We start from the raw sequence: 25694 nt of genomic DNA on the forward strand, positions 1-25694 counted from the left end.
CAGCGATGAACGGACTGTGGTTACCTGTTGCAGTACCTGAGTTTTTTGACCAAGTTGCGCCATGGTTTATGGCGTTACCGCATTGCAAAACATTAGGCTTGGAATTGGTTACCGCAGGACGCGGTAAAGTAACACTGAAATTGCCATTTAAAGACGCGCTGATCGGTAATCCCGAAACTCGCGTTTTGCATGGTGGTGTGGTCACTTCTTTGATTGATACCGCCAGCGGCATTTCGCTGTATACCTTGCTCGATCAACCTGAAGCCGCAGCAACACTCGATTTACGCATCGATTACCTGCGGCCAGCTAAGCCCGATTTACCACTGTATTGCACTGCAGAATGCTATCGTCTGACTGAGTCGATTGCATTCATGCGCGCAACGGCATATCAGGCCGATCCTGATAAGCCGATTGCGCATTCAGTGTCTACTTTTGCGCGGATGGCAATTACCAAGGAATCTGCATAATGCTTGAGGGTATTGCTTGCTTCGATAGTTTAAATAAAGCCTTGAATCAAATACCCTATGCCAAATTGCTAGGGATTCAAGCCATTGAAAAAAATGGACAGCCTGAATTTTATCTTCCCTTTGTTGAACACAATATCGGCAACGTGCTATTGCCTGCCATTCATGGTGGTGTCATTGGTGGCTTTTTAGAAAACGCCGCAGTACTCCATCTAATGTGGGCACAAGAAAGCGATGGCATTCCCCGTGTTATTGACTTTTCGATTGATTATTTGCGCTCGGCCAAAGCGTTGGATTTACACGGGCGTTGCGAGATTGTTCGCCAAGGTAAACGGGTCGCCAATGTATTGATGACCGCATGGCAAGACGATGAATCCAAACCCGTCGCCACGGCGCGTGCGCATTTCTTGTTGAGCTAATCGGCTAACACTCACCACGAGTCTTTTCAAAGTTCAGCGCAAAATATCTTGGTGTGCTTATTTGGGCTGGCAGCAGCATACAAAATCGCGACGATGTTCAAATGAAATAACTTGGTTTTGCATCGCTTTTGCTGGCCTCAATCCTTTCGTTATTCATGTTTTAAGAGAATGCCCATGACGCAAGTGTTTAATTTTTCCTCTGGTCCTGCGGTTTTACCGCATGAAGTGCTACTGCAAGTCCAAGCCGAAATGCTCGATTGGCATGGCTCGGGCATGAGCGTGATGGAAATGAGCCATCGTGGGCCTGAATTTGGGCAAATTTTGGCTGAAGCCGAAGCGGATTTGCGAACGCTGATGGCGATTCCCGATAACTACAAAGTACTGTTTTTGCAAGGCGGGGCGCATTTGCAGTTTGCGATGTTGCCGCTCAATTTTGCCCCTGTCGGCAGTACCGTCGATTTTGTAAATACGGGGCATTGGTCGAAAGTGGCGATTAAAGAAGTGAGCCGCTACGCCAACGTGAATATTGTCGCCAGCAGTGAAGATAAAAACTTTAGCTATGTGCCAGATGAATCGACTTGGCAACGCACGCCAGACGCCGCATTTTTGCATTACTGCAGCAATGAAACCATCGGCGGCGTGGAGTTCAACCACATTCCGCAAGCCAATGGCGTGCCGCTGATTTGTGATATGTCGAGCAATATTTTGTCGCGTCCGTTCGATGTGAGCCAGTTCGGTATGATTTATGCTGGCGCGCAAAAAAACATGGGCCCATCCGGTGTAGCAGTGAGTATCGTTCGGAGCGACTTACTGGGCAAGGCGCGCAGCGATACACCCACCATGCTCAATTACAAATCATATGCCGACAACGGCTCGATGTATAACACGCCACCGTCGTTTGGGATTTACGTGGCGGGCTTGGTCTACAAGCACGTGTTGCAGCAGGGTGGTGTGGCGGCGATGGAAGCAAAAAACATCGAAAAAGCCAATGTGATTTACGCGGCGATTGATGCCTCTGATGGCTTCTACCATTGCCCAACGGCGTTGGCGAATCGTTCGCGAATGAATATTCCGTTTACTTTGGCCGATCAACAGCTCGATCAAGCCTTCCTCAAAGGCGCCGAAGCACGGCATTTATTGCAGCTGAAAGGGCATCGCTCGGTGGGGGGGATGCGTGCATCGATTTATAACGCCATGCCATTGGCCGGTTGCCAAGCGTTGGCCGACTATATGAATGAATTTGCAAAGATGAAGGGTTAATCGATGGCGGGTCCAGGTTCTGGCGGCAATGTACTTGCCGCATTAGCCAGTTTTTTTATTCCCGGCTTGGGGCAGTTGTTACAAGGTCGGGTATTAAAGGCGGCGCTGATGTTTGTTGCAGCGGCGATACTTTGGTTTATTTTGCTCGGTTGGATCATTCATTTATGGTCGATTATTGACGCCGCACGCTTTAAACCTGAATAAAATGCCAGCTAAAGCGCGGCGCGCTGAAGGCTTTAAATCACTCTAACTGAGCTTTAGACATGTCAGATCATTTGTTAAAACAACATCGTGATGCGATTGATGCGATTGATCAGCAAATTCTCGCTTTGATTAATCAGCGTGCCCAGCATGCCCGCACGATAGGCGAAATCAAAGGCAGCGGCGTGGTGTATCGCCCAGAGCGCGAAGCACAAGTGCTGACGCGCATTAAAGACACCAATCCGGGGCCGTTGTCGGGTGAAACCTGTGCGCGCTTATTCCGTGAAATCATGTCGGCGTGTTTGGCGCTTGAGCGTCCATTGACCATCGCCTTTTTGGGTCCAGAAGGTACATTTACTCAAGCGGCGGCGATTAAGCACTTTGGCCATGCGGCATCCACCTTGGCATGCGCTTCAATTGACGAAGCGTTTCGCGTGGTTGAAGCGCGCGGCGCGGATTATGTGGTGGCGCCAGTGGAAAACTCGACCGAAGGTGCGGTCGGCCGTACGCTAGATTTAATGGTGACTACGCCACTGCAAATTTGCGGTGAAGTGGTGCTACGGATTCATCATCATTTCTTGCGACAAACGCCGGATATGGTGGGTATTAAGCGAGTGTATTCGCACGCCCAAAGCTTGGCGCAATGCCATGAGTGGCTTAATAAACATCTGGGCGATGAGGTTGAGCGTATTTCGGTGGCCAGCAATGCCGAAGGTGCCCGTTTAGCCAGTCTTGACCCAAGCAGCGCCGCAATTGCCGGTGATTCAGCGGCAGAGAAATTTTCCTTGAATAAACTCGCAGTCAATATTGAAGACGAGCCAAATAACACCACCCGATTCTTGGTGCTGGGTTATCAGCAAGCAGCGCGCTCTGGTAAAGACAAAACATCGTTGGTGATTTCAGCGCCGAATCGCCCTGGTGCTTTGCATACCTTGGTAGAGCCGCTAGCCAGAAATGGCGTGTCGATGAGTAAGTTTGAATCACGACCAAGTCGCACTGGGCTGTGGGAAATATGTGTTTTTTGCCGATGTGGATGGCTTTATCGATGATGTGCCATTGCAAGCGGCATTAAAAGATTTGCAAGACGTAGCGGCATTTGTGAAAGTTTTGGGCTCGTATCCTCAAGCTGTCATTTAATAGTGCTAGGGTCTGTTGACGTTTGGTTTTCGGTCGCGCTGGAGCGATTTTCGCGGCAGATCAAGGCATTTTATGCGACCAATAACCCGTTATTCGAGCATGAAATAACGCAGAGATGCCGCGAAAAGCGCCCAGCCCTTAGGGTTTGGCTGCGGATTTTTTAAATCAAGTCAGCCTGACTCTGCGTTGAAAAACGCTTGCATAGAATGACTATGCCACGCGTCTTTCGCCTTGTTTCAGGCCAAAATCAGCACAAACGCGATCCGCAAACCAAATGTCAACAGACCCTAGCGTGATCGCGTCGTTAATTTAAAAAGTACAGGCAAAGCAATGAAATCAGTCGTGGTATTTTGTGGTGCACGCTTTGGCACGAAAGAAGTCTATCGTCACCAAGCGCAACAACTAGGTCGCGGCTTGGCCGAACGTGGCTTAACCTTAGTGTATGGCGGTGGTCATGTTGGCTTAATGGGCGCAGTCGCTGAGGCGTGTTTAGATGCCGGTGGTCAGGTGATTGGCGTGATTCCGCAGTTTATGGTTGAGCGTGAACTGGGGTATGGCGCGTGCAGCCAATTAGAAGTTGTTGATTCGATGCATACCCGCAAGGCACGGATGGCAGAATTGGCCGATGGCTTTATTGCCATGCCGGGCGGATTTGGTACGTTTGATGAGTTATTTGAAATTTTAACTTGGGGGCAAATCGGTCTGCACGAAAAACCTGTTGGCTTACTCAATACCGCGAATTATTTTGCGCCATTGCAAACCATGGTGGCACAAGCGGTAGAAGAGGGCTTTGTGAGTGGCAGTGATGCGGCTCAATTGCTGTGCGCCAATGATCCCATCGAGCTGATCGAGTTATTGCAAAGCAAACCTTCTCGTCGCGCAGGTGAATGGTGGAAAACTTAACGCATGCTTTACCCAGTGATGCCAAGCGGGCTGCGGCACTGATTTATCAGTCCGACGCGCCTTTTTATGACTATTGGTTTGCCTTGCCGCCTGAATTGGTGGTGCTCAATTTAGCGCAGCTTTGGCAGGCTGAAACCGGCAGTTACAGCTATCGCAATGCACAAGTGTTGCGCAATAGCGACGATGAACTGATCGCTTTGGTGTTTCATTATTCGGCCGGCTTTGGCGCGCAATTGCAAGTGAGTGATGCATTTGAAATCGGCGCTTTAGCCCTCGACTTGCAGATTTTGCAAGATCGCCAATCGCAGCTGGATTTTTTATTCCCGCACGTGCCTAAAAATGCGTGGTATTTGCGCACCATCGCAGTTCATCCGGATTACCGTCGCCAGCATTTAGGCGAGCGGATGTTGGCGCAGGTTTGTATGGCAGCCCGTGAAGCGGGCTATTTTAGCCTGCATCTGGATGTCGACAGTGCCAACACTGCGGCGGTGCGTTTTTATCAGCGCTATGGTTTTGAAGTATTGGTTGAATCAACGGTACAGCGCTTGGCGATGTTTAAGCTGCCAGCAAGCTTTCGCATGACAAAAAAATTAAACCTCGGCCATGAACTTGCCACGGCCGATAGCTTGAACGACTAAGGATAACGATGTTGACGCTTGCCCCCGAATATATCCGCGCGATTGCGCCGTATCAACCCGGTAAACCGGTCGCTGAACTAGCGCGTGAAATGGGGCTTGATCCCGCCCAGATCGTTAAATTGGCTTCGAACGAAAACCCACTGGGCATGGGCCCCAAAGCCCGTGCGGCAGTTGAAAAAGAAATTGCTGACTTAGCGCGCTATCCCGATGGTAATGGTTTTGAGTTGAAAGCCAAAATTGCCGAAAAATACCAAGTCGCCAGCGAACAAATTGTGTTGGGCAATGGCTCAAACGACGTGCTGGAACTGATCTCACATGCCTTTTTGCAAGCGGGTGATACTGCGGTGTATGCCGAATACGCCTTCGCCGTCTATCCCTTGGCCACGCAGGCCATGGGGGCAACGGGGATCTGTGTAAAAGCGCTCGATTACGGCCATGATTTAGACGCCATGCGCGCCGCGATTTTACCCAGCACAAAAATCGTCTGGATTGCGAATCCAAATAATCCGACGGGTACCTTGGCGCGCCCGGGCGATTTGATCGAGTTTTTAGAGTTATGCCCAAGCCATGTGCTGGTGGTGCTCGACGAAGCGTATACCGAATTTTTACCTGCCGCCAAACGCAGCGATTCGATTGCATGGTTAAAAAGATTCCCGAATTTAATCGTCGTCAGAACCTTCTCTAAAGCCTTTGGCTTAGCGGGTTTGCGCGTGGGTTTTGCGCTAGCCAGCCGTGAAATCATTGATATGCTCAATCGCGTTCGCCAAGCATTTAACGTCAATAGTTTGGCGCAAGCGGCAGCGACTGCGGCGCTGGACGACGAGGAATTTTTGCAAGCGTCAGTGCGCGTGAATAACCAAGGCATGCAGCAAATCACCGATGCATTTCGCCAGCTTGGGATTAGCTTTATTGAGTCGGCGGGTAACTTTGTGACTTTCCACTGTGGCGATGCCAAAATGCTTAATCAATTTATGCTCGAGCGTGGGGTCATTGTGCGGCCATTGGCGGGTTACGGTATGCCCAATAGTTTACGAGTGTCGATTGGCTTGCCGGCGGAAAATGCACGGTTTATTGAAGTCCTGCAGCAAGCAATGAATGATTGATGGGGTATAGCCAGCTAGCCATTAAATTTTATGGTTTAGCTGGATATACCTATAGATTTAACGCATCGGTTTAAAAAACAACACAGTCAGTCATCAATCAAACGCGGCGTTGGCGCAAAGAGTTTGGACCAGCTGCAATCAAACTGCCGACCGAACATCGCCTCGGTTATAATGGCGGCAAAATAAATTACCTCGGGAGAGCACCATGTTCGGCAAAGATAATTGCTACGTTTCTGAATACACCCATTTTATTGAAGATGTTTTGGCAAAAAACCCAGAACTCAAACAAGGCCAAATCGACGGCCGCGCTTTATTGTGGGATAAAGAGCCCATCAATTTGGATGAACGCAGCCGAATGGATGCATCGACAGTGAATAAATAAATTGTTCGAGCGCAATAACAAAACCGCCTAATTTAGGCGGTTTTTTGTTGGGTAATGCAGGCTTAGCAACTAGGTAATAGAGTGTTTTTGACCCGAAGCAGATGCTCAATGAGAATAGGTAGGTACGATTAGCGTAGCGTAATCGTACGCATGCCATTCCTCCGATTACGCTGCGCTAATCGGAGCTACGGTGCTTAGTTAGCCCAACTTACCGTACTACAAGGCCCAATCCGTTATTCGTGACCACTTAGTAGAGTAAATTTGGATTTTTAGATAAGTAGTCTCTTGCCCATATTGCTACTCTGTATCCACGTTTTTGGTCGGATTTAACTTCTCCAGTGTCATGTAATATTTTACAAGATAATAACCAATCAATACTTGGATTTGCAGGTGATAAAAAAATCTGACGTTCATTGTTTGCAATGAAATTATTAAGAATTAGCTTGTCAGCTGGTTTAAGATTCCTTAGTATTTTTTCTAATCGTTGTAGCTGAAATTTTTCAGTAGTTATAGAAACAATCCATCTACATAAATTAGATATTAAACTGAAAATAGATGCCGTAATTAGTACCGAATAAATAAGTAAAACATTCGGTTTTATATTTTTTAACCCAGTTTGAGAGAGTTGAGTCTATTTCAAAGTGTGAAATAATGAAAATTATGCTGGCTAATAGTAGTAAAAATTGAAATATCTTCTTAATTAAATTTAGGTTTAGATGATTCATAATTGTTCTGGTGTAAAATTCAGGTTAAAGAAAAAGGTTAAATAAATATTTATTGCACACACGTTGTTTTATGACTTTACTTTTTAAAACTAAATTTTTTTCCAGTATGTAGGTTGGGCTAAATGAAATGCAGCCCAACGTTTGCCGCGATTGTTGGGCTTGGCAAGCTCAGCGCCAACAAATTAAATTTCCGCTTCTGGTCAATTACAGGCTATCCCTTGTTCAATAATGAATACCATCAACGAACGCTAAATAAGCAATAGCCCAGGCTTTATTTTTTAAACGCGCCTAGCATTTTCCCAATGACGGTCACAACGAGTAGTGTCGCGGCACCGGCGATGACGCCGGCAATCGCGTTCAACAATGACGGCGTTAAGGTTGATAGTACGCCGCCAATGGCGGGGAGGGTATTTGCGCTGTGGGCTGCGGCTTCGATGGCGTGGTGAATGACTGGGATGCCGTGAGTGATGATGCCACCGCCAACCATAAACATCGCCAAGGTGCCGACCACGGCTAACACGCGCATTAAAACTGGCGCGCCAGCGAGTAATACGCGACCGACGCTGCGGCTAATGGCGTTGGCATTGGGTTTTTGGCTCAGATAAAGCCCAGCGTCGTCCATTTTCACAATGGCGGCGACCAAACCATACACGCCGACGGTCATGATAATGGCGATGCCGGTGAGTACCGCGACTTTGCTGCTAAAGCTAACGGCGGCTACGGTGCCGAGGGTAATGACGATGATTTCTGCCGAAAGTACAAAGTCAGTGCGAATCGCACCTTGGATTTTTTCTTTTTCAAACGCCACCAAATCGATGCTTGGGTTATTCACTGCATCGCTCAATGCCTGATGCTCGGCGACATCTTCAGCGTGCGAGTGCAAAAAAGGATGGGCAATTTTTTCAAAGCCTTCAAAGCACAGATACAAACCACCCAGCATTAACAGCGGCATAATCAAGGGGATATTCAGGCCATTGGCGCGCAATTGGTCTTCGACAAAGCTAATTAACAGCGCGGCGGGCACCAAAATCAGTTTGTTTTTGAATGAGCCTTTGGCCACAGCCCAAACGACGGGCAGTTCGCGCTCGGCGCGCACACCGGAGACTTGCTCGGCATTCAGTGCTAAATCATCGCCCAATACGCCGGCGGTTTTTTTAGCGGCGACTTTGGTCATTAGCGCCACGTCATCGAGTACTGCGGCGATGTCATCGAGTAATACTAAAAGGCTAGTTCCGGCCATGGTTTAATCCAGGTGTAATTTGAGCGTTAATATACCCGAAGTTGGCGTAATTCTCGATTGACTGATCTGATTTTTGGCCAAAAAAAAGCCAGCGCGAACGCTGGCGATGGAATGCGTGGCTTGCTTAACAGCAGAATAAGCCTTTGGCGCTAAATTGAGCGCGCACGCGCTCGACCATTTCTTGGCTTGGTGGCCGAGTGTCGGTGAGTTCGTATTTCATGCCCAGATCAACCCATTTGTTTTCGCCCATTTTATGAAAGGGCAAAATTTCCACGCGCTCGATTAAGCCCGGCGCTCGGGAATTGAGCTCACTTAAGTAATTGGCGAGGCCGGCAACATCTTGCTCGTCGTCGCTAATGCCGGGTACCAAGACGTAGCGAATCCACAGTTTTTCTTTTTGAGGTGAATCATGCGTTCGGCAAATTCAAGCGTTGGTTGCAGCGGCTTGCCAGTGAGCGCTTCGTATTTGATCGGGTCAAATTGTTTGATGTCGAGCAGTACTAAGTCGATATTGTCGAAGTATTCATCGGGTAAATGCGCCGCCAAAAAGCCTTGGGTATCGAGTGCGGTATGCACTTTAAGCTCGTGTTTGACTCGGCGGAAAATCTCGCCGACAAAATGGGCTTGCATTAAAGGCTCACCGCCAGAAATAGTCAGGCCACCGGCAATGCGTAAAAAACTGGCGTATTTGCCGATTTCGGCAACGATGGCGTCGACGGTGTATTGCTTGCCGTTGTGTAATTTCCACGTGTCGGGGTTGTGGCAGTACAAGCAGCGAAATTGGCAGCCGCTAACAAACAGTGCAAAGCGCATGCCAGGGCCATCAACAGCCGCGCCAGTTTCAATAGAGTGGATGTAGCCAAATTGATTGCCATCGGCATCAAAGGCGGCAGGAACGATTTCGCCTGCAGGTTTATCGAGTGCCATGATGATTTCCAGTGATTTTATAATTTTGGGATCTTGCTATTTTAAATGTAAAAACGGACCGCAGGCCGTGCCTTGCGATCCGTGGTTGAGCTAGACAGAGCGTCAGCCTAGCATCAATAACTTTGCTGTCAGCACTTATCGTGAAACGTGCGATTGATCACATCAAGTTGCTGTTCGCGAGTCAGTTTAACAAAGTTCACTGCATAACCTGATACGCGCACGGTCAATTGTGGGTAATTATCAGGATTGGCCATTGCGTCTTCGAGTGTTTCTTTGTTCAGGATATTCATGTTCAAATGAAATAATTGAGCCATTGTTGCCGTCCTCTTGGGTATGTGCTTGTAGTGATGATTTGCTGCTGCTTGTATGGCAATACCCTAGTAGGATATTGCCATCATTCATCACTACAAGAATGTGAATTAAAAGTAGCGTGCCTTGGTGAGTTTGATCTTAAGTATGACTAAAATCAGCATCACGAGGCGGCGCTACGCATTCTTAGCACTTCGCGTGGAAAGTCCGGTTGATCACGTCCATTTGCTGTTCGCGAGTCAATTTAACAAAGTTCACCGCATAGCCTGAAACACGAATCGTCAATTGCGGGTAGTTTTCTGGATGTTCAACCGCATCGAGCAAGGTGTCTTTGTCTAATACATTCATGTTCAAATGGAAGAGTTGATCCATTTTTTCATCAATCGCATCGGTGGTCATGCAAGTTGAGCATTCTTCGCCGTGTGGGCCAAACAAACCGTCAATCGATGCTGCCAAGGTTTTAACGCGGTCTGCTGCGTTGTGGCCTAAAGCGTCCGGTGTCATTGATGCAGTCCAAGACACACCGTCCAGTGCTGATTCATATGGAATTTTCGATACAGAGAAACCTGCAGCGATAAAGCCATTGGTATCACGACCATTCATCGGGTTTGCACCTGGAGAGAATGGCGCACCTGAACGACGACCGTCAGGGGTGTTGCCGGTTTTTTTGCCGTAAACCACGTTCGAAGTGATGGTCAATACCGATTGAGTTGGCATTGAGTCACGGTAGAACACCGGCTGCGCTTTGATTTTTTCCATAAACGCAGTCGACAACCAAACCGCGATATCATCAGCGCGATCATCGTTGTTACCGTAAGCTGGGTATTCGCCTTCGATTACATAATCCACAGCTAAACCCGCTTCGTTACGTTTGATATGCACTTTAGCGTGTTTCACTGCTGACAATGAGTCTGCTGCCACGGATAGACCGGCGATACCGCAAGCCATAGTGCGCAAGATGTCACGATCGTGCAGTGCCATTTCAATACGCTCGTAAGCATATTTATCGTGCATGTAATGGATTGAGTTGAGCGCAGTCACATAAGTTTTGGCCAACCAGTCGAGCATGATGTCGTACTTGCTCATCAACTCGTCGTATTCAAGCACGTCGCCAGTGATTGGCGTAAAGCCTTTGGCAACCACTTTACCGGTTTTTTCGTCCACGCCACCGTTGATCGCGTAGAGCATTGCTTTAGCCAAGTTCACACGAGCGCCAAAAAATTGCATTTGCTTACCAACGCGCATCGCTGAAACGCAGCAGGCAATCGCGTAATCGTCGCCCCATTTTGGTTTCATCAAATCGTCGTTTTCGTATTGGATCGCCGAGGTGTCGATCGATACTTTGGCGCAGAATTCTTTAAAGCCTTGTGGGAAAGCCGTTGACCACAATACAGTCAAGTTAGGCTCTGGCGCTGGGCCAAGGTTGTACAGTGTGTTCAATACACGGAAGCTGGTTTTGCTGACCAAAGTACGGCCATCTTCACCAGTACCACCGATCGATTCAGTCACCCAAGTTGGGTCGCCTGAGAATAGATCATCGTATTCTGGGGTGCGCAAGAAACGCACGATACGCAATTTCATCACCAGATGGTCGATCAATTCTTGCGCTTGCGCTTCAGTCAATGTGCCTTCAGCAAGATCGCGCTCGAAGTAAACGTCAAGGAAGGTCGAAATACGACCGATCGACATTGCCGCGCCATTTTGCTCTTTTACTGCAGCCAAGTAACCGAAGTACAACCATTGCACGGCTTCTTGGGCCGTGTTGGCTGGCTGAGCGATATCAAAGCCGTATTTTTTGGCCATGATTTTGAGTTCGTTCAGTGCTTTGATTTGTTCGGATAATTCTTCACGCAAGCGAACAACGCTTTCAGTGAATGGCACGTTGTCGAGTTCGGTTTTTCGCGTTTTTTGTCAGCGATCAAGAAATCAACACCGTATAAAGCCACACGGCGATAGTCGCCAATAATACGGCCACGGCCATACGCGTCTGGCAAACCAGTAATCACGCCCGAGCTACGGCAAGCCATGATTTCTGGCGTATAAACGTCAAATACCGCGTTGTTGTGGTCTTTACGGTATTTAGTAAAGATCTCTTTGATTTCTGGATTCATTTCAAAATGGTAAGCCTTGAGGCCGTTTTCAACCATTTTCAAGCCGCCATTCGGCATGATGGCGCGGCGTAGCGGCGCATCAGTTTTGCAAACCAACAATGGTTTCCAAATCTTTATTGATGTAGCCAGCGTCGTGGGCGGTGATGGTTGAACCAAATTGTGCGGAAACTTCGAGCACACCGCGCTTGCGCTCTTCTTTGAGCAAGACTGACAGTTCAGTCCACAATTGAGTGGTGCGTTCAGTCGGGCCGGCTAAGAAAGAATCATCACCCACATATGGTGTGTAGTTCGCTTGGATAAATTCACGAACCAATACTTTATTCTGCCATTCGCCAGCGCTAAAACCGCGCCAAGCTGTCAATTGCAAGTTGTCTTGAGGTGCATTCATTTGGGTGAGACTCCTTAGTGGCGATGTCTGTTGGACCATCTTTAAGCCGAATTTTCAGTTGCTAACTGAAAAGAATGTCGCTGTTGCCAGATAGGGCAAACAGCAGCAAGTTTTTATTGAGGCATCGTAACAATAATGTAATTTCAAAAATTGATTTAGATCAGCTTTAAAAATATGTTATTGAATATTTTCAACTACATAAGACAATGGCTTTTTTTGTTGCGACGCAGTAAAGGTTGCATAGCAAACCTCACTTTCATGACAATATCTTATGCCTTTGAGACGTCGAATGGAATGTAAAAATTGGCAAAATGGACTGATGAGGGGGGTAAAAATTTGATGCAGCTCAAGTTTTAAAGATAAACAATACACCGAAATTTTTTGAAAAAATGAGCAGAATTTTTAAGGATGGTATGTCTCGCTAGCGTATTATTTATAGGCGCTAGCGAGGTATACCTAGGGCCTGTTGACATTGGGTTTGCCAACCGCGTTTGCGCGGCTTTTGGCCAGAGGCAAGGCCCGAAGCGCGCAGCGTCGTCATTCTACGCCAGCGCTTGGTCACGCAGCATCAGGCTGACTTTTTTTATAAAAGCCGCCGCCAAACTCAGCGCGGCGGAAAACCAAACGTCAGCCGATCCTAGAAGCGTGGTTCGGCCGATTGTGGACCAAGCCAGTTACGCAAATCGCTCAGCAATTCATCGCGTAAAATCACTCGCCACGCATGGCCTAGTAGCATCTGGCATTGCGCGTCGTCATTTTGGTAATCAATTTCAACCGCGCAACCGTGATCGGCCGCGTGGGGTTGCAAAATTTGCTTGAGCTTGTCGGCGTCGCCTTGCTGACCCAAATTGATTTTGAGTGCCCGCGCAAAGTGGCTGCGTGCTTCGGCTAAGTCAAATACCCGATCGGCGATTATTCGTTGCCCACCGGAAAAACGATCTTCTGAGACCTTTGCTTCGATGACTAATAAAGTGTCTTCTTTGAGCTTGGTGCGATTGGCTTCAAAAGATTCGGAATACAGCGTGAGTTCCACTTTGGCATGACCATCATCGAGCTGTAAAAAACACATCCGGCCACGATCACCATTTTTAATTCGCATGCCCGCCACAATCCCGGCAATAAATTGCGGCTCGCGCTGGTTATTGAGTCGATCAAGTCGGGTGCGAATCAAGCCTTTAATCGGTCTGGCGTGGGCATCAAATGGGTGGCCAGAAAGATAAAATCCGAGAGCGGATTTTTCTTCGGCCAGTTTGATTTTGTCATCCCATAGCGGCGCATCCAGGTGTTCGATTTGCGGTGCGGCAGCGGGCTCTAGCATGTCGAACAAGCTAATCTGATTGGCATTGGCGATTTCAGCTTCGGCCACGGCCATCGCTTGCTCGACATTGGCCATAATGCGCGCGCGATTGGGCTCAAGTGCATCAAACGCGCCGCCACGAATTAAGGCCTCGAGCACGCGTTTATTGACTTCTTTTTTATCGGTTCGGCTACATAAATCGTAAATGTCTTTAAACGGTCCGTTGGCAGTGCGCTCGGCGACAATCATATTTACTGCGCTTTCGCCAACGCCTTTAATCGCCCCTAAGGCATAACGAATTTGTTTTTTCCCCACCGGAACAAAGCGATAAAAACTTTCGTTAATATCGGGCGGCAAGATTTCGAGTTTGTTTTTTTTTGTTTAAACAATCATCGTAAAACACTTTGAGCTGATCAGTGTTGTCCAACTCGGACGACATCGTGGCCGCCATAAAGGCCGCAGTATGATGCGCTTTGAGCCAAGCGGTGTGGTACGACACCACCGCGTACGCTGCGGTATGCGATTTATTAAAACCGTATTCGGCAAACTTGGTCATCAAGTCAAACAAGGTTTCGGCCAGTTTTGGATCGTACCCTTGTTTGGCAGCACCTTCGGCAATGGTTTCCCGGTGTTTGGCCATTTCTTCAGGTTTTTTCTTACCCATCGCCCGGCGCAGCATATCGGCGCCACCGAGCGTGTAGCCACCGATAATCTGCGAAATCTGCATCACCTGCTCTTGATACACGATAACGCCGTAAGTCGGCTCCAAGCATTTTTCAAGATCAGGATGGAAGTAATCGGGCGCTTCAAGACCTTTTTTACGATTAATAAAGGTGTCGACCATCCCTGAGCCGAGTGGCCCCGGACGATACAGCGCCAATACCGCAATAATGTCTTCAAAACGATCGGGCGCGAGCTTTTCGAGCAAGCGCTTCATACCGTCCGATTCGACCTGAAACACGCCGGTGGTATTGGCATCGCGGAACACCTGATACGCGGCTTGATCGTTAAAGCCCAGACTCATTAAGTCCAGATATTCGCCTGTTTGATTTTTAATGTATTGCAGCGCCAGTTCGATAATCGTTAGATTTCGCAAACCCAAAAAGTCAAACTTCACCAAGCCAACGGCTTCAACATCGTCTTTATCCAGCATCGACACCGGCGAGGCATCGTCGCCTGATGCTTGGTACACCGGGCAGAAATCAGTGATTTTATTCGGTGCAATCAATACCCCACCGGCATGCATACCGATATTGCGCGTGAGGCCTTCGAGTTTTTTAGCCAGCTCCCAGAGCTCTTTGAGTTCTTCTTCGCGCTCAACGCGCTCAGCCAGCTCTGGCACCATTTCTAGTGCATCGTCCAGACTATATTGTTTACCGGGCGCAGCAGGGATGAGTTTGGATACGCCGTCACAAAACATATACGGCAAATCGAGCACGCGGCCGACGTCGCGCACTACCGCCTTGGCGGCCATGGTACCAAAAGTCGCAATCTGGCTAACGGCATCCGCGCCGTATTTTTCACGCACGTATTCAATCACGCGCCAGCGGTTTTCTTGGCAGAAGTCAATATCAAAGTCGGGCATTGAAACGCGTTCTGGATTCAAAAAGCGCTCAAACAGCAGTGCATACGCAGTGGGATCAATGTCGGTAATACCCAGGCTGTACGCCACCAGCGATCCGGCACCCGAACCACGACGGGCCCCACTGGGCAGCCGTTGACTTTGCCCCAGGCGATAAAGTCGGCAACGATCAAAAAGTAACCGGGGAAGCCCATATTAATAATGGTGTCGGTTTCAATTTTGAGTCGCTCGTAATAGCGAGGACGTTCTGCTTCACGTGCGGCTTCGTCGGGGTATAGCTGTGCAAGGCGCATTTCTAAGCCGCGTTTGGCCTCATACACCAAGAAATCATCCAGCGTCATGCCTTCGGGCGTAGGGAAGGGCGGTAAGACGTTTTTACCCAGCACAATCTCAATATTGCAGCGCTGTGCAATCGTCACGGTATTGGCGAGCGCTTCGGGCACATCGGCAAACAATTCCTGCATTTGCGCGGTGGTTTTGAAATATTGCTCTTCGGTGAAATCTTTGGGGCGACGTTTGTCGTTCATGACAAAGCCCGCCGAAATACAGGTGCGCGCTTCGTGCGCTTTAAAGTCGTCCGGATCCATAAATTGGATTGGGTGCGTTGCGACCACCGGCAGATTGAGCTCACCCGCCAAATCGAGCTGGCGCTGCAAGCTGGTTTCGCATGCCGCGGTGCCGGTGCGTTGAATCTCGAGGTAAAAACTATCCGGGAATTGCGCCGCCCACCACTGGGCTGCCGCGCTGGCAAGCTCTGGATTATTCGCCAAAAACTGCTGACCAACTTCGCCCAGCTCAGCGCCCGACAGCGCAATCAAACCGCTATTATCACCGGCGGTAAACCATTCTTTTTTGAGTTCGCCTCGGCCGCGATATTGATTATCGCGAAACGCCATCGTGATCAGTTCGCACAAACGTCCATAACCCGCGCGATTTTTACAAATCAGCAAAGTGCGAAACGGTTTGTCGCGGTTATCAGGATTTTCGATCCAAGCATCCAAGCCGATAATCGGTTTAATCCCAGCATTGCGGCAAGCTTTGTAATGCTTAACCAGACCAAACAGATTCATTAAATCCGACATGCCGAGCGCCGGCATTTTGTCGGCTTTGGCGCGTTTCACGGCGTCATCCAGACGGACGATGCCGTCAGAAACTGAAAACTCGGAATGGAGGCGAAGATGGATATAGGCAGGTGCGTTCATTGGCGCATTTTATCATTTCTTGCGCTGATTCAGGTTGCTACCCTTCATTAAGCGTGAATAAGGCCGATAAAATAACCGTTATGGCAAAAAAGGGGTGTTGTAATGAGTGACAGTATGGTGAATGCGGCTAGCAATGCCAGCGCCAACAATCCTGTTCCATTGTTAATGCTACGTAAAAGTTTGGATCTTCAGGCGCAAAGTGCACTCAGCTTGCTGCAAGCCATTCCGCAGCCAGCCAGCGTAAATCCGGCGCATTTAGGGCAAAATGTAGACGTAAAGGCTTAACGATTGCTTGGGGTATATCTACCTAAGTGAATTAAATAATAGGCTCTGTGTCTATACATAAAAAAGCCATTCCGAGATTCGGAATGGCTTTTTGTTTGCCGAGAAAAGCGCTGTGCGACTTAACGACGTATCCTTACAAAATTTTTATGGCAAGACCTTAAAGCCGCAGACAGTACTTTCGCACGACAAGGCGCGACAACGCTGCCAGAAAACTTTTGCCTTATTTAAAATGCATCATGCCGTCTTTGGCGTCGACATGAATGGTGTCTTTGGCGGCAAAGTCACCATTGAGTAGTCGTTTGGCCAACACGTTTTCCAGCTCACTTTGGATGGCGCGTTTTAATGGCCGTGCGCCATACACCGGATCAAAGCCCGCTTCGGTGATCAAATCCAGCGCAGCATCTGAAACTGACAAGCTGATTTCCATTTGTGCCAAACGTTGGCTGAGTTTATCGAGCTGAATGCGCGCGATGTGGCGAATTTGTGCTTGGGCCAAGCCATGGAACACCACCACCTCGTCGATGCGGTTAATAAACTCAGGGCGGAAATGCGTTTTAACTTCCGCCATCACCGCCAATTTAATCACCTGATAATCAGAATCGGCCAAACGCTGGATATGCTCGCTACCGAGGTTGGACGTCATAATCACCACGGTATTTCTAAAGTCCACTGTGCGACCTTGGCCATCGGTTAAGCGCCCATCATCCAATACTTGCAGCAAAATATTAAATACGTCTGGATGCGCTTTTTCGACCTCATCAAGCAAAATCACACTATACGGTTTACGCCGTACCAGCTCGGTGAGGTAGCCGCCTTCCTCGTAGCCGACATAGCCCGGTGGCGCCCCAATCAAGCGCGCTACCGAATGTTTTTCCATAAATTCGCTCATGTCGATGCGAATCATATGGTCTTCGGAATCAAATAAATAGTTCGCCAGCGTTTTGCACAGCTCGGTTTTACCCACGCCGGTTGGCCCCAAAAATAGGAATGAGCCATAAGGGCGATTTGGATCGCCAAGACCGGCGCGAGAACGACGGATCGCGTCAGAAACTAGGCGCACCGCTTCGTCTTGGCCAACCACGCGTTGGTGCAAAACTGCTTCCATATGCAGTAGTTTTTCGCGTTCGCCTTGCAGCATTTTGCTCACCGGAATACCCGTGGCGCGGCTCACCACTTCGGCGATCTCTTCGGCACCAACTTGCGTGCGTAATAGCCGAGTTTTATTTGGCGTTTCGCTGGCATTTTCGCTGGTTTCGGCGGCTTTTAGCTTGGCTTCGAGCTGCGGTAATTCGCCGTATTGCAATTCTGAAGCTTTGTCCCATTCACCGGCACGGCGAGCGGTTTCCATTGCCGTTTTAACCTGCTCGATTTCTTCGCGAATTGCCTGAGTGCCCAATACGCTGGCTTTTTCTGCTTTCCAGATTTCTTCTAAGTCAGAATACTCTTTGCCCAATTGCGCGATTTCTTCCTCGATTAAGGCCAAGCGTTTTTTACTGGCTTCGTCTTTTTCGCGTTTCACCGCTTCACGCTCGATTTTGAGCTGAATAATCCGCCGGTCGAGTTTGTCCATTACTTCGGGCTTAGAGTCGATCTCCATCTTGATTTTGGCCGCGGCTTCGTCGATCAAGTCGATGGCTTTATCTGGCAAGAAGCGGTCGGTGATGTAGCGGTGCGATAATTCAGCCGCCGCGACAATCGCCGGATCGGTGATTTCAACGCCATGATGGATTTCGTACTTTTCTTGTAAGCCGCGCAAAATCGCAATGGTGGCTTCAACACTTGGCTCACCCACCAGTACTTTTTGGAAACGCCGCTCTAGTGCTGCGTCTTTTTCGATGTATTTGCGGTATTCATCCAGCGTAGTCGCGCCAAGGCAATGCAATTCGCCACGCGCGAGGGCGGGCTTGAGCATATTGCCAGCATCCATTGCGCCTTCGGCCTTACCGGCGCCAACCAGTGTATGCAATTCATCAATAAAGACGATGACTTGACCGGCTTCTTTTTCCAGTTCGCCAAGGACGGCTTTGAGACGTTCTTCAAATTCACCCCGGTATTTAGCGCCAGCCAAGAGCGATGCTAGATCTAAGGCCAATACCCGCTTACCTTTGAGCGACTCGGGTACTTCGCCATTGATAATGCGCTGCGCCAAGCCTTCAACAATCGCGGTTTTACCCACGCCCGGTTCACCAATCAGGACCGGGTTGTTTTTGGTACGGCGTTGCAATACTTGGATGGCGCGGCGGATTTCATCGTCGCGGCCAATCACAGGGTCAAGCTTGCCTTGCCGAGCGCGTTCGGTTAAATCAAGACAGTATTTATTTAATGCTTCGCGTTGTTGATCGGCTTCTGGATTATCCACACCGTTGCCGCCGCGCACGGCATCCACCGCCGCTTGAATCGCAGCTTTATTGCCGCCATGGTCTTTGAGTAGGCGAGCGGCTTCGCCTTTGTCGTCGCACAGCGCGAGCAAAAATAAATCGCTAGAAATAAATTGATCGCCGCGTTGCATCGCCGCCTTATCAGTTTGATTGAGTAAGCGAGTCAGGTCTTTGCCAACGGTGAGATCGCTATCGCCACTGGATACTTTGGCGATGCGTGCAAGCGAGCCATCGAGCGCGCTGTGGAGTGGTTGCACATTGACACCCGCGCGCGCTAGCAATGCGGCGGTACCTGAATCACTGTCATTTAGTAGCGCCAACAATAAATGTTGCGGTTCGATATAAGCATTGTCGTTCAGGTTGGCGATGCTTTGTGCATCAGCCAATGCCTGTTGGAATTTGGTGGTGAGTTTGTCAAAACGCATCTTTCAATCTCCAAAAAAGTGAAACGGTATACGAGTTAAATTGCACCGGTTGTAATTTAATCAATAGGAAGTGCTGCGGAAATATTGACAAATTAGCGATGTGTTTACCTTAAGTGCGCTGTTGCTGCGGGTGTGTGTAAAACGGTACTGAAGAATTTATTTAGATCGATTGTTTTTCTGGCTTTGTTATAGCCCGAGTGCGCCGTTTGCAAAGCAAGAGGCTGATATTGCATGGGGTAGTCGGCTGCGGGCATAAAAAAACCGCCAGCAAGCTGGCGGTAGTTGAGTGCTAACCCAAATTAAGTTCGTACACAATCCATATAGTAGCGCGTGACGCCGCTGGTGGTTTCGGCGACTAAACCGTGGATGTACGTCTCAAAGCCAGGGAATTTCTGGTTGAAATCACGGGCAAATTTTAAGTAATCCACGATGGTTTTGTTGAATACTTCACCCGGAATCAATAGCGGAATGCCCGGTGGATACGGCGTGAGCATCACCGCAGTAATGCGGCCTTCTAAATCATCAATCGCGACGCGATCAAGTTCACGATGCGCCATTTTGGCAAAGGCTTTCGCCGGTTTCATCGCCGGTACCATATCGGACAAATACATCTCGGTGGTCAAGCGGGCAACACCGTGCTCTTTATAAATGCCGTGGATTTGCTGGCAAAGATCACGCAGGCCAATGCGCTCGTATTGCGGATATTTAGCAATGAACTCAGGCAAGATGCGCCACAGCGGGGCGTTTTTATCAAAGTCGTCTTTAAACTGTTGCAAGGCCGCGAGTAGCGTATTCCAGCGGCCTTTGGTAATGCCGATGGTAAACATAATAAAGAAGGAGTATAGCCCGCACTTCTCAACAACCACGCCGTGTTCAGCCAGATACTTGGTCACAATACTCGCAGGAATCCCTTGCGCGTCAAAGTCACCATTTAAATCCAAGCCCGGCGTCAAGATAGTGGCTTTGATGGGGTCGAGCATATTAAAGCCGTCGGCAATCTCGCCAAAGCCGTGCCAATTGTCGCCGGCTTTTAGCATCCAAGCGTCACGATGGTCTAGACCTTCGTCGGTCAAATCGTCTGGGCCCCATACCGAGAACCACCAGTCTTCACCGTATTCTTCATCCACTTTGCGCATCGCACGGCGAAAATCGAGTGCTTCCATCAAGGATTCTTCGACCAGCGCGGTGCCGCCCGGCGCTTCCATCATCGCTGCCGCTACGTCGCACGACGCAATAATTGAATATTGCGGGCTGGTCGACGTGTGCATCAAATACGCTTCGTTAAATAAATCGCGATCGAGCTGACGGTTTTCTGGGTCTTGCACCAAGATTTGTGATGCTTGGCTTAGGCCAGCGAGTAACTTATGCGTGGATTGTGTTGAAAACACCATCGATTCTTTACAGCGCGGACGGTCTTCGCCAATCGCGTGATAATCGCCATAAAACTCGTGAAAAGCTGCGTGTGGCAACCACGCCTCATCAAAATGCAGCGTATCGATTTCGCCGTCGAGCATGCCTTTGATGTCTTCGACGTTATACATAATGCCGTCGTAAGTCGATTGCGTGATCGTCAAAATACGCGGTTTAAAGTTTGGATTTTCCAGTAGTTTTTCCCGCGCAAATGGATTGTCCATCATTTTTTTGCGGATATTTTCTGGTGTAAATTCAGATTTTGGAATCGGACCAATAATGCCGTAATGATTACGCGTTGGCATCAAAAACACCGGCACTGCGCCCATCATCATGATCGAATGCAAAATTGATTTGTGGCAGTTGCGATCCACGACAACGACGTCACCCGGCGCAACGGTTGAGTGCCAAACGATTTTGTTCGACGTTGACGTGCCGTTGGTGACGAAAAATAAATGGTCGGCATTAAAAATGCGCGCGGCATTGCGCTCAGAGGCGGCAATCGGCCCAGTATGATCGAGCAATTGACCGAGCTCTTCCACCGCATTGCAAACGTCGGGCGCGCAACATGTTTTCACCAAAAAACTGGTGGAACATTTGCCCAACGGGAGATTTTAAAAACGCCACACCACCCGAATGCCCCGGGCAGTGCCAAGAGTAAGAGCCGTCTTGGGCGTAATGGGTTAGTGCGCGGAAAAAAGGCGGCGCAAGGGTATCGAGATACGATTTCGCTTCGCGAATAATATGCCGCGCCACGAATTCTGGCGTGTCTTCGTGCATATGGATAAAACCATGCAATTCACGTAAGACATCATTCGGAATATGCCGCGCAGTGCGCGTTTCACCGTAAATATAAATTGGGATATCTGGATTGCGACGGCGAATTTCGGCGACAAAGCTGCGTAAGCTAGTTAAAGCTTCATGCGTTTCTTCAATCGAGCCCGAGCCAAATTCTTCGTCGTCAATCGACAAAATAAAGCCAGCGGCACGGCTTTGCTGCTGCGCAAAAGAGGTGAGGTCGCCATAACTGGTATAGCCCACCACATCCACACCCTCGGCCTCAATCGCCGCAGCCAGTTCACGAATACCGGAACCACTGGTGTTCTCGGTGCGAAAATCTTCGTCGATAATGACGAGAGGGAAGTAAAAGCGCATGTCAGTCCTTCGCTAAAAGTAAAAACGCCCCTGTCTGGGGGCAGGGGCGTAGTTTAAACGAGAATGGGTATTGGGATGATGAAAATTAAGATGAATTGTCACCTTGATGTCACGCGGATTTACTTGCTCCAGCAAGCAGGTGGTGAAGGCTGTGCATTGCCATTACTTACGGTCATTACCATGGTGCAACTTACGCCATTAATTTTGTCATTGACTTGGCTCGTGCCACTGATTGCTGTGGCGGTGAGCGTATAGGTGATGCCTGTGGCGTTGGAAACCTTCACGCAGTAATAACCATTGTCGGTTTTAATTCCAGAGGTTTCACAATTGGCGGTAAGACCAAGATCACTGAGTGTTTCGGTATAGCTGACGTTATTAGCACGCCATTTTTCTTCGGCTTGTTGCAATTTACTGATGGTGACGACAGCGTCGCTACGACGGCTTTTGCGAATACTTTCCTGATAACTAGGAAAAGCAATTGCCGCCAGAATACCAATGATCACCACTGTAATCATTAGTTCGATTAACGTAAAACCTCGATGTCGTCGTTGCATGACTTTGCACCTAAAAATGAAATTAAAAGACGTATGAATCAATTGAGGTTGCTTAAATATGTCTTTTTGAAAAGGTTAAAGTTTTTTCCAAAGTGCAGGTGCATCCGTAGGACTCCAGCCGGTTTGTGATACGTGACCTTGAATGCACTTATAGCGCTGTCCCTCAAAAATAATCTCTTGACCGGTCGCATATGTCACCCCAATCTCCCATTTGTTTGATGCGCTCGGTGTAGGGGGTGGTGTTGCTGGTGCTGATGGAATTGCTGTTGGCGCTCCAGTTGCCGATGCTACTTTAGGGCTGCCATCGGTATTGGGTGGTGTGCAAGCGCTAGTGATATCAATGGTGCCGGAGTTACTAAATTGCCCTACATCGACCCATCCCGAGTTAGCGCTGCCCGGTGATGCTACGCCGCAACCGCTTGGTTTATTACACACAGCCAAACATCTTTTTTATTGCTGGACGCGGTGTGTAGTGCAAACATGCCTTTTTGATATCCGCCAGTGTTACTTGTAGTCCACTGACAAATAGGATTGGGCCACGGCGCAGTGGATTTTTGCACTTTGGTAAATAGAACTACATTTTGCGGTGTATTGCTTGCATCGGTCCATGAGGTGGTGGACTGTATGAGTAGCTGATCTTGTTCGGCAAAGGTGAGCTCACTGGCACTCGTGCGGCAGCTGGTTTCAGCAGTAGTTCTTTTAATGCAAAATTTTATTGATAAAACTAGCACTTTTGCCTGTCGTGCTCACATCTCCAACCAAATCTATTGCAGTGCCATTGTCGATGGTTTCGGTGCTAATTAATTGATTATGTGTATCGATAAATTGGCGCAGTTGATCCAATCGAGACTGTGCAATATTACTAGCTTCAATTTTTTGGGCTGCTAAGCCATTGTTGAGCGTAAATACGCCTTGAATTTTGGCCAGTATAATGCCGACGATACCAATGATAATCGAGCAAATTAAGACTTCAATTAAGCTAAAGCCAGTATTTTTATGCATTGTTATTCTCTTAAAAATCGATCCAGTTATCAGGTTTTTTGTCGGTTGATGGCAACGTGATTTGAATGTTAATCGGCGCATAACTGACGTGTAGTGACCCTCTGGCCGTTTTATTTTGTTGATTTGTGATATTTGCGCTTAATGCATCTTTTTTTGTATTGGCACCGTGTGATGTGCCGTGGACGTCAGTGATTGTTTTGCCTTCGGTGTCGACATCCCAATTGCCTTCGAGCACGAGCGAGCCATCAGTGATTTTAAATGCGCCATTTTGATAGATATTGTTGGCATATAGTAAGGCATCGCTGACTTGCATTTGTCCGACGGTGTTTTTGACGTCACCATTGATAATCACTGCGATTTGCGGCTGATTTGGTCCTGCATACAAGCTGGAGCAAGGTGCTGCGAGATTCAGGTCGCCATCGATCCATAATATTTTGGTTTTGGCTGCTCGTACGGCAGCAACTTGTGCTGTCGTTGGACAAGCTGCAGGAGAAAACCACTACGCCATTATTACTGGCTGCGGCTTTAACTTCGGCTTTGCTCAGGCCGCCAAAGTAACTAGCAAAAAACTCATCACCGGACTGGCCTGCTAAAGCACTGTCGATTTTGGTGCTGGCGTTAGCACCATCGAATGTAGTTTTGTCGGCACCGGTTTTACCTTTGGTGCTGCTGAGGCAGTAAGTGGGATCATTTTCTGGGCGCCATTTATCTGCTTTGCCGGTGCTGATATTTATGGTTGGATCGCAATTGTCTGGTGAATCAATCGCGTCTTTGCCCCCCGAACCAAATAGAATCCCGCAGTTCGCTTTGGTGGTTCTTCCGGAATTTAAATCGACCGTTGTACTTACATCGGTATCAATATAACCACGCGACGAAATGCCACTGCTGGCAGGGGTGAGTGAAGCGCCTAAATCAATTACGCGACGAACAATCGCATTGGAATTTCCTGTTTCTGAGCAGATTGCGTTATCGCCATTAGCGATTGTATTGCCTGCACAGCCGGTACTCACTGCCGTGATTTTGCCACTATTGATTTGTAGTAAAATGTTATATGCCAAACCGGGGTTGGTATTATCAAGCGATTTAATTAGGGTTAAATTATTCGCGAGATTGGTTTTTTTGAGTTTATAAGGGGCAGCTGCATTAGCGCCTGCCTTGCATTCAGCTGTGACGGCTGGGGCGGTATTTTTTTTCTAAAAAAACTGTACTACTGTCATCTGGATTGGCTTTGAGTAAAGCCATGTCATTGGCAAGAATGGGCATGATTTCGGTAATGCCATATTCGGCGGCTTGCAATGCCATATCGTATTGATAATTATTGTTTGATTTTTTTTGGAATAAAAAAGAGGCTTTATTGGCGTATAAAACACCTAAGGTCGCAATAAATAAAATAATTATGGTGGTAGTGAGTGCAACTACGCCATTTTGTTTAAAGTTCATCTTAAATTCCTTAATTACTGTATTACTGGCAAGTTTCTTAATTGCACGGTTTGTTCTAATTCAGCATTAAACGCGGGGAGGTTAACCCCTGCACCTTGCGCGCTTTGGCCGCGGATATAGAGTGTGATATTGCCTGCCGCTAAAGCGCCAATTTGCATGGCTGGCGTGGCGGTATTTTTGGTTACGGTCGGTGTCGTGCGTACAGTAAAGAAAAAATTATTGATTTTGGGTGTGCCACTATGGGCGCTATTGATTGGAAACCAGCCATCGGCTTCGTTGCCTGTACAGGTTGTGGTGCCCGTAGCGCCATTGAGTAGCACTAATACTTGGTTGTTTTTAAAGGTTAAGCCAAAAACATCCTCACTTCCGAAAGTTCCATTGCCAGAAGAAATGGCCGCGCTATCGTAATTGTCGTAGCGAAAAATAACGCATTGGTAAGCGTTTTTTCCTTCGATGGTTGCTGCTTGGCTGATATAGACTTTTCTAAATTGTGGGCTTAAATCCATGTCCTTGCTGTAACCTGCACGGCGTAAATCGCGGCTGGCTTCAGCCATCACAGAGCGTAAGGCTTCATGTAAATTGGTTTGTTGGATGCCTTCTTTACCTGATAACACGCTACCTAAGCCAATCGCCGATGCGGCACCAATCAGCATTAAACCGATGGTGAGTGAAATCATAATTTCGATTAAAGACAAACCTGTTTGTTTGGAGAGGCGAGTTAAACGCATGCTACATATCCACCGATGCTTGAAGTTCC

At 48.4% G+C, this 25694-nt stretch carries 24 protein-coding genes and 3 pseudogenes; 10 read left to right on the forward strand and 17 right to left on the reverse strand.

Annotated features, from left to right (window positions below):
• Positions 1 to 5 precede the first annotated feature (5 nt).
• From GKO28_RS14305 to GKO28_RS14345, 9 genes and pseudogenes are all read left to right on the forward strand, one after another.
• The gene (locus GKO28_RS14305; protein WP_182076744.1) at positions 6 to 467 is read left to right on the forward strand and encodes a PaaI family thioesterase; all 462 of its coding nucleotides are present in this window, start codon (positions 6 to 8) and stop codon (positions 465 to 467) included.
• A complete protein-coding gene (locus tag GKO28_RS14310) occupies positions 467 to 883 on the forward strand; it encodes a PaaI family thioesterase (protein WP_182076745.1) in 417 nt (138 codons plus the stop codon). The genes GKO28_RS14305 and GKO28_RS14310 overlap by 1 nt, the downstream gene beginning before the upstream one ends.
• 174 nt (positions 884 to 1057) lie before the next feature.
• Positions 1058 to 2143 carry a 3-phosphoserine/phosphohydroxythreonine transaminase gene (serC, locus tag GKO28_RS14315; protein WP_182076747.1) on the forward strand — a complete coding sequence of 362 codons (1086 nt, stop codon included), beginning with the start codon at positions 1058 to 1060 and terminating at the stop codon, positions 2141 to 2143.
• Between the two features lie 3 nt (positions 2144 to 2146).
• Positions 2147 to 2347 (forward strand): DUF6677 family protein, encoded by a 201-nt coding sequence (locus GKO28_RS14320; protein ID WP_182076748.1) that lies wholly within the window; start codon positions 2147 to 2149, stop codon positions 2345 to 2347.
• 59 nt (positions 2348 to 2406) lie between these two features.
• Positions 2407 to 3481 (forward strand): annotated as a pseudogene (pheA, locus tag GKO28_RS14325) (prephenate dehydratase).
• A 330-nt stretch (positions 3482 to 3811) separates the two neighbouring features.
• Positions 3812 to 4384, forward strand: coding sequence for a TIGR00730 family Rossman fold protein (locus tag GKO28_RS14330; RefSeq protein WP_182076749.1), 573 nt, complete (start codon positions 3812 to 3814; stop codon positions 4382 to 4384).
• On the forward strand, positions 4369 to 5022 hold the full coding sequence (locus GKO28_RS14335; RefSeq protein ID WP_203564179.1) for an N-acetyltransferase: 654 nt from the start codon (positions 4369 to 4371) through the stop codon (positions 5020 to 5022). Before GKO28_RS14330 ends, GKO28_RS14335 begins: the two co-directional genes overlap by 16 nt.
• Before the next feature lie 8 nt (positions 5023 to 5030).
• Positions 5031 to 6125, forward strand: coding sequence for a histidinol-phosphate transaminase (gene hisC / locus GKO28_RS14340; RefSeq protein ID WP_210768905.1), 1095 nt, complete (start codon positions 5031 to 5033; stop codon positions 6123 to 6125).
• A 205-nt stretch (positions 6126 to 6330) separates the two neighbouring features.
• Complete coding sequence (locus tag GKO28_RS14345) at positions 6331 to 6507, forward strand: DUF3460 family protein (protein ID WP_182076753.1); 177 nt, start codon at positions 6331 to 6333, stop codon at positions 6505 to 6507.
• A 247-nt stretch (positions 6508 to 6754) separates the two neighbouring features.
• Here the strand turns inward: GKO28_RS14345 and GKO28_RS22965 are convergent, their stop codons facing one another.
• The 7 genes and pseudogenes from GKO28_RS22965 to dnaE all read right to left on the reverse strand — a co-directional run bounded on the left by GKO28_RS22965 (position 6755) and on the right by dnaE (position 16288).
• Positions 6755 to 7108: a super-infection exclusion protein B gene (locus GKO28_RS22965; RefSeq protein WP_182077496.1), complete on the reverse strand. Its 354-nt coding sequence runs from the start codon at positions 7106 to 7108 to the stop codon at positions 6755 to 6757.
• Positions 7109 to 7503: 395 nt separating this feature from the next.
• On the reverse strand, positions 7504 to 8472 hold the full coding sequence (locus GKO28_RS14355; RefSeq protein ID WP_182076754.1) for a DUF808 domain-containing protein: 969 nt from the start codon (positions 8470 to 8472) through the stop codon (positions 7504 to 7506).
• A gap of 124 nt (positions 8473 to 8596) precedes the next feature.
• Positions 8597 to 8842, reverse strand: coding sequence for a hypothetical protein (locus GKO28_RS20300; RefSeq protein WP_247646562.1), 246 nt, complete (start codon positions 8840 to 8842; stop codon positions 8597 to 8599).
• Positions 8785 to 9399, reverse strand: a complete 615-nt coding sequence (locus GKO28_RS14360; RefSeq protein ID WP_247646563.1) for a 4Fe-4S cluster-binding domain-containing protein — start codon at positions 9397 to 9399, stop codon at positions 8785 to 8787. Before GKO28_RS14360 ends, GKO28_RS20300 begins: the two co-directional genes overlap by 58 nt.
• Before the next feature lie 128 nt (positions 9400 to 9527).
• Entirely contained in the window at positions 9528 to 9773 is a 246-nt protein-coding gene (locus GKO28_RS14365; RefSeq protein ID WP_374220771.1) for a glycine radical domain-containing protein, read from the reverse strand.
• A 121-nt stretch (positions 9774 to 9894) separates the two neighbouring features.
• Positions 9895 to 12207, reverse strand: a pseudogene (gene pflB, locus GKO28_RS14370) (formate C-acetyltransferase).
• Between the two features lie 637 nt (positions 12208 to 12844).
• Positions 12845 to 16288: pseudogene (gene dnaE / locus GKO28_RS22970) on the reverse strand (DNA polymerase III subunit alpha).
• A 102-nt stretch (positions 16289 to 16390) separates the two neighbouring features.
• On the opposite strand from dnaE, the gene GKO28_RS14380 reads away from it, so the two are divergent.
• The gene (locus tag GKO28_RS14380) at positions 16391 to 16573 is read left to right on the forward strand and encodes a YjfB family protein (RefSeq protein WP_182076757.1); all 183 of its coding nucleotides are present in this window, start codon (positions 16391 to 16393) and stop codon (positions 16571 to 16573) included.
• A 220-nt stretch (positions 16574 to 16793) separates the two neighbouring features.
• Here GKO28_RS14380 and clpB read toward each other — a convergent pair whose 3' ends face one another.
• The 10 genes from clpB to GKO28_RS14425 form a co-directional block, all read right to left on the reverse strand.
• Positions 16794 to 19376: an ATP-dependent chaperone ClpB gene (gene clpB, locus GKO28_RS14385; protein ID WP_182076759.1), complete on the reverse strand. Its 2583-nt coding sequence runs from the start codon at positions 19374 to 19376 to the stop codon at positions 16794 to 16796.
• A gap of 299 nt (positions 19377 to 19675) precedes the next feature.
• Positions 19676 to 21328 carry a lysine decarboxylase gene (locus tag GKO28_RS14390; RefSeq protein WP_374220734.1) on the reverse strand — a complete coding sequence of 551 codons (1653 nt, stop codon included), beginning with the start codon at positions 21326 to 21328 and terminating at the stop codon, positions 19676 to 19678.
• A complete protein-coding gene (locus GKO28_RS20305) occupies positions 21276 to 21941 on the reverse strand; it encodes an Orn/Lys/Arg decarboxylase N-terminal domain-containing protein (RefSeq protein WP_247646565.1) in 666 nt (221 codons plus the stop codon). The genes GKO28_RS14390 and GKO28_RS20305 overlap by 53 nt, the downstream gene beginning before the upstream one ends.
• Positions 21942 to 22060: 119 nt before the next feature.
• The gene (locus GKO28_RS14395; RefSeq protein ID WP_182076761.1) at positions 22061 to 22495 is read right to left on the reverse strand and encodes a type IV pilin protein; all 435 of its coding nucleotides are present in this window, start codon (positions 22493 to 22495) and stop codon (positions 22061 to 22063) included.
• 75 nt (positions 22496 to 22570) lie between these two features.
• Positions 22571 to 22930, reverse strand: a complete 360-nt coding sequence (locus GKO28_RS14400; protein ID WP_182076762.1) for a carbohydrate-binding protein — start codon at positions 22928 to 22930, stop codon at positions 22571 to 22573.
• Positions 22931 to 23194: 264 nt separating this feature from the next.
• A complete protein-coding gene (locus GKO28_RS14405) occupies positions 23195 to 23497 on the reverse strand; it encodes a prepilin-type N-terminal cleavage/methylation domain-containing protein (RefSeq protein WP_182076764.1) in 303 nt (100 codons plus the stop codon).
• Between the two features lie 10 nt (positions 23498 to 23507).
• Complete coding sequence (locus GKO28_RS14410; RefSeq protein WP_182076765.1) at positions 23508 to 23849, reverse strand: hypothetical protein; 342 nt, start codon at positions 23847 to 23849, stop codon at positions 23508 to 23510.
• Positions 23833 to 24555 (reverse strand): hypothetical protein, encoded by a 723-nt coding sequence (locus GKO28_RS14415; RefSeq protein ID WP_182076767.1) that lies wholly within the window; start codon positions 24553 to 24555, stop codon positions 23833 to 23835. The genes GKO28_RS14410 and GKO28_RS14415 overlap by 17 nt, the downstream gene beginning before the upstream one ends.
• A gap of 103 nt (positions 24556 to 24658) precedes the next feature.
• Entirely contained in the window at positions 24659 to 24937 is a 279-nt protein-coding gene (locus GKO28_RS14420; RefSeq protein ID WP_182076768.1) for a pilus assembly PilX N-terminal domain-containing protein, read from the reverse strand.
• Between the two features lie 14 nt (positions 24938 to 24951).
• Positions 24952 to 25665, reverse strand: a complete 714-nt coding sequence (locus GKO28_RS14425; RefSeq protein WP_182076770.1) for a PilW family protein — start codon at positions 25663 to 25665, stop codon at positions 24952 to 24954.
• Positions 25666 to 25694 lie beyond the last annotated feature (29 nt).

Source organism: Deefgea sp. CFH1-16 (assembly GCF_016881365.1).
In the GTDB taxonomy this organism is placed as follows: domain Bacteria; phylum Pseudomonadota; class Gammaproteobacteria; order Burkholderiales; family Chitinibacteraceae; genus Deefgea.